Consider the following 4,440-nt stretch of genomic DNA (forward strand, 5'->3'; position numbering starts at 1 on the left):
CGATCAGGTCATCAAGCTCCGGGCGCTGGAGACGATGGTGAAGGTAGCCGACGGAAAGGCCACAAAAATTATTATCCCCTCCGAACTTCAGGGGCTGGCGGGACTTGCCGCCAGCGCAAAAGCCTTGCTGGAGAGCGACGCGCCCGCGAAATAATTATCCACAGAGCGGGGATTCCCCCGTCTATTCTACAACCTTGACCGAGGGGCCTGCATTTTCGCAGGCCCCTCGGTTTATCGCACCCCCTTGGGTCAGTTTTGATCGAAAGCGGATTATTTTCCGTTTTTTCATATTCAAACCGGAAAAAAGCTGATATAATAGCCAAGGACAACTGTTGCATATGTTAAATATGCTTGAACGTACTTGCCTCCACGGCGCGTTGCACCTGTCTGGGAACGGCGGGTCCATACGATGAAACTGACTGTACGGCGGCGGCGTACCCTTCGGTATACTTGACTGGAATACATAGAGACGAAACGGAGGAGCCTTATGCGGGAGTTTTGGAACGCGCTGATCCACGGGCTGGAAAGCGGGCAGCCCGTTTGCCTTGTAAGCCTTTTATCCTCCGCCGGGTCCACACCCCGGGGAGCTGGGGCCATGATGGCGGTGCTGCCGGACGGAAGCTCCGCGGGGACCATCGGCGGCGGCAATGTGGAGTTTGAAGCCCAGAAGCTGGCAGCCGAAATTTTGAAATCCGGCGAGGACCGGCTGCGGGACTACCGCTTCATTCAGGGCAGCGACCACAGCCTTGGAATGATCTGCGGCGGCGACGTGACGGTGCAGCTCCATTATATCTCTCCCCGCGATGAAGCGGCGCTGTCCGCCTTCCGCACACTTAAAGAAGCCCACGCCCGTGGGCAGGACGCATGGCTGGCCCTGCGGCTGGACGGCAGCCGCGCGGCCGAGGTCCGCGCCCTCTCCGGGGCGGATGGAATTGACCCCGCGCTTGCCCCTTTGCTGGGGGACGGGCCTATGCTGACGGACGGCGGCTGGTTCTCTGTCCCCGTGTCCCAATCCGGGTGGGTTCACGTCTTCGGCGCGGGCCATGTGTCCCGGGCGCTGGTGTCCGCGCTGTACCCTCTTGGCTTTCGCTGCGCGGTGTACGATGATCGGGCCGAATTTGCCGACCCTGCGTTTCTCCCCACGGCCCAGCAGGTCCAGATGTGCGACTTTGAAAAGCTGGACATCCCCGTTACCCCCCGGGATTACGTGGTTGTGATGACCCGGGGCCACAACGCGGACTATGAGGTGCTGTCTCAAACCCTGCGCTCTGGCGCGCGGTACATCGGCTGCATCGGAAGCAAGCAAAAGCTGGCCCTGTGCCGTAGGCGCCTGTTGGACGCTGGCTTCACTGCGGAGGAATACGCCGTGCTTCACGCGCCCATCGGCCTTTCCATCGGCGCACAGACGCCGGAGGAAATTGCCGTCTCTGTGGCGGCGGAGCTGATCGCCGTCCGGGCAGGATTGGACCTCCGGCTGCCGCCGGAATCCGCCATTTGAGCAGGCTTTTTCAATCTCCGGCGAACGCGCCGGACTTCACGGAGGACATCTATGAATCGTATCAGCAAGGAAAATTACTATCTGGACATCGCAGAGACTGTTTTGGAGCGGGCCACCTGCCTGCGCCGGGTGTACGGAGCCATCATCGTGAAAAACGACGAGATTATCTCCACCGGCTACAACGGCGCACCCCGGGGCAGGAAAAATTGCGTGGACATGGGCTATTGCACCCGCGAGGCGGCAAAGGTCCCCCGGGGGGAGCGATACGAGCTGTGCCGCAGTGTCCACGCCGAGGCCAACGCCATCATTTCCGCCTCCCGGCGGGACATGGTAAACGGAACACTGTACCTTGTGGGCCGGGACGCCCGGACCGGCGAGCTTTTGGGCGACGCCACCTCCTGCTCCATGTGTCGCAGGCAGGTGATTAACTCCGGTCTTGAACGCGTGGTCATCCGGCGGACAAAAACGGAGTTCGATGTGGTCTCTGTGGAGGATTGGGTTGCCGAGGATGACTTTCCCGACTTCGGACCTATGGAGGAGCCGTCCTCTCAGCAGTAATTTCAGGAAGGAGGCCGTCACTTGAAAACGGGCCTTGTCACCTTTTTTCATATCCACCACTATGGCGCAGTTTTACAGGCCTGCGCCACGCAGCGGGCCGTGGAACAGCTTGGAAGCTCCTGCGAAATTTTTAACTATTACGTCAATCAGAATAATGACCTGTTCCGCCGCGCAGGGGGGCTTTCCTCCGCGGCTGCAAACGCCCACACCGCCCTCCACTACTCCGCCATGCGCGAGCGGTATCAGCGGTTTGAGGATTTTGCTTCCCGCAATCTGAAGATTACGGAGCGACGGTACGAAAGCCTGCGGGAACTCGAAAGTGCGCCTGATTGCGACGTGTATCTCTCCGGTAGCGACCAGATCTGGAACCCCAAAATCTTTCCCGACGGGCGGTTTGACCCGGTGTTTTTCAGCCGGTTTACGGCGGGACGAAAAGTCGCCTACGCCCCCTCCTTCGGCATTCCCCGGATTCCTGACGGGATGGAGGAGGAGCTGCGCCGGTATCTTGACGACTTTTCCCATCTCTCCGCACGGGAGGCACGGGGGCAGGCCATTCTCCGTGAGGTTGGCGGGCGGGAGGCTCCCGTGGTGCTGGACCCCACGCTGCTTTTGCAGCAGGAGGACTGGGCCGCCCTTTCGGCGGAGCCAAAGCAGCCCTCCGGCTATATCCTGTGCTATTGTATCAGCGCCCCCGGGCCGCTGGAGCCTTACATCCGCCGCTTGCAGGAGGAGACGGGGCTGCCCGTGGTTCAGCTTTGCGGTCTGCGGCAAAAGGTTCACCCCAAGGCGGAGTGCGTTTTCTCCGCAGGTCCCGCGGAATTTCTCGGTCTGTTCCGCCACGCAGCCTACGTGTGTACCAACTCCTTCCACGGAACCGTGTTCTCCGTGCAATTCCAAAAGCCGTTTTTCACCGCCGTTTCTCCGGCGGAGCTGGCCGCGCCGGAGCAGTCCCGGATTTTCAGTCTTCTGGATCGGCTAGGCCTTGCAGACCGCATTATCGGAAAGGGTGACTCCGCCGGTCTGTCGGACCCTGTGGACTGGTCCGCCGCCACCGGGCGGCTGGAGGCGGAGCGTCGAAATTCTCTGGCGTATCTCCGCGCCGCGCTGATGAATGAGCCGATTCCCACCCCAGAAAAGGCCGAAAGCGGCTCGGATTTACCGGAGCTTGTCGGTCGGGCGGACTGCACGGGCTGCACCGCCTGCGCCTCCGTCTGCCCAAAGGACGCCATTTCCATGGAGCCGGACCGGGAGGGCTTTGCCTACCCCTTGATAGACCTTGAAAAATGTATTCACTGCGGGCGGTGCACGGCGGTCTGCCCGCCGCTTCACCCGCCCAAGAGCTGCCCTCTCCCGGCGGTGTTTGCCGCATGGAACCGGGACGACGTAATCCGCAAGGACTCCACCTCCGGGGGTGTGTTCTCCCTCATCGCGGCGGACACGCTGGAAAGCGGCGGCGTGGTGTTCGGCGCGGCGCTGGATGACAGGCAGCGCCTGCGGCACATCGCCTGCTTCTCGCCGGAGGATTTACGCTATCTCCGGGGGGCAAAATACGTGCAAAGCGATTTGCGTGGCGTGTACCGGGAGATTCGGGAGCTTTTAAAATCCCGCCCCGTGCTTTTCTCCGGCACCCCCTGTCAGGTGGATGGTCTATATCACTTTTTGGGCCACCGTCCGGAAAATCTCACCACCTGCGACGTGGTGTGTCAGGGCGTTCCCTCCCCTGGCGTGTGGGCGGACATGGTTCGCTCCATTGAAAGCCATCGGCGGCGTTCCCTGCAAACCGTGCGCTTTCGCAACAAGGTGGCAGGCTGGAAAAACAGCCACTTTACTCTGCTTTATAAGGATGGGTCGGCCGATTCCTCCCCTTTGTTTCAGACGGAGTGGGGCCGGGCATTCGGCAGAGCGCTGTTTCTGCGCCCCTGCTGTCACCGCTGTCCCTATACTTCCCTGTCCCGGACGGGGGATTTTACCCTTGGGGACTTCTGGGGCCTGCGGCCCGACGAGCTTTGCGACCAGCAGGAAAAGGGCGTGTCCCTCCTGATTGTGAATACGGCCCACGCCAGCCATATTTTTGACCGTCTCCCCCTTGGGCGGCAGCCCTTCTCGCCGGAGCGGGCCGTGGCGGGAAATCCCCGGCTGGCCTCTCCCATCGCCCAGCCGGGGGATCGGGCGGCGTTTTTCGCTTCCTATGCCTTGCAGCCCTTCGATCAGGTGCGGCAGAAGTTTCTCCGCCTGCCCTCCCTGCCCGTGCGGATTGCGGCCAGTGCCCTCAGCCCGGAGGCAAAGGCAAAAATAAAATCCAAGCTGAAATAACCCCGGCTTTCGTCGAACTACCCCTAAACAGCACAGACCCTTTGCGCGGCCAAGGCCGCGAGATCGGAAGA

At 61.3% G+C, this 4,440-nt stretch carries 3 protein-coding genes and 1 pseudogene; all 4 read left to right on the forward strand.

The features are described from left to right. Nucleotides 1-154, forward strand: a pseudogene (locus tag B2W96_RS02895) (peptidase); the annotation flags it as partial. A 333-nt stretch (nt 155-487) separates the two neighbouring features. Next, entirely contained in the window at nt 488-1,498 is a 1,011-nt protein-coding gene (locus B2W96_RS02900; protein WP_293008383.1) for an XdhC family protein, read from the forward strand. 51 nt (nt 1,499-1,549) lie between these two features. Beyond that, nucleotides 1,550-2,056 carry a deoxycytidylate deaminase gene (locus B2W96_RS02905; RefSeq protein ID WP_293008385.1) on the forward strand — a complete coding sequence of 169 codons (507 nt, stop codon included), beginning with the start codon at nt 1,550-1,552 and terminating at the stop codon, nt 2,054-2,056. Between the two features lie 21 nt (nt 2,057-2,077). Further along, nucleotides 2,078-4,369, forward strand: coding sequence for a polysaccharide pyruvyl transferase family protein (locus B2W96_RS02910; RefSeq protein WP_293008387.1), 2,292 nt, complete (start codon nt 2,078-2,080; stop codon nt 4,367-4,369). The last annotated feature ends 71 nt before the right edge of the window (nt 4,370-4,440 follow it).

The sequence above is a fragment of the Oscillibacter sp. UBA6647 genome (genome assembly GCA_002455655.1).
Taxonomy (GTDB): Bacteria; Bacillota; Clostridia; order Oscillospirales; family Oscillospiraceae; genus Oscillibacter.

Coding starts and splice junctions, on each gene's coding strand:
- B2W96_RS02900 (WP_293008383.1), top strand. CDS start 488: ATGCGGGAGTTTTGGAACGCGCTGATCCACGGGCTGGAAAGCGGGCAG.
- B2W96_RS02905 (WP_293008385.1), top strand. CDS start 1,550: ATGAATCGTATCAGCAAGGAAAATTACTATCTGGACATCGCAGAGACT.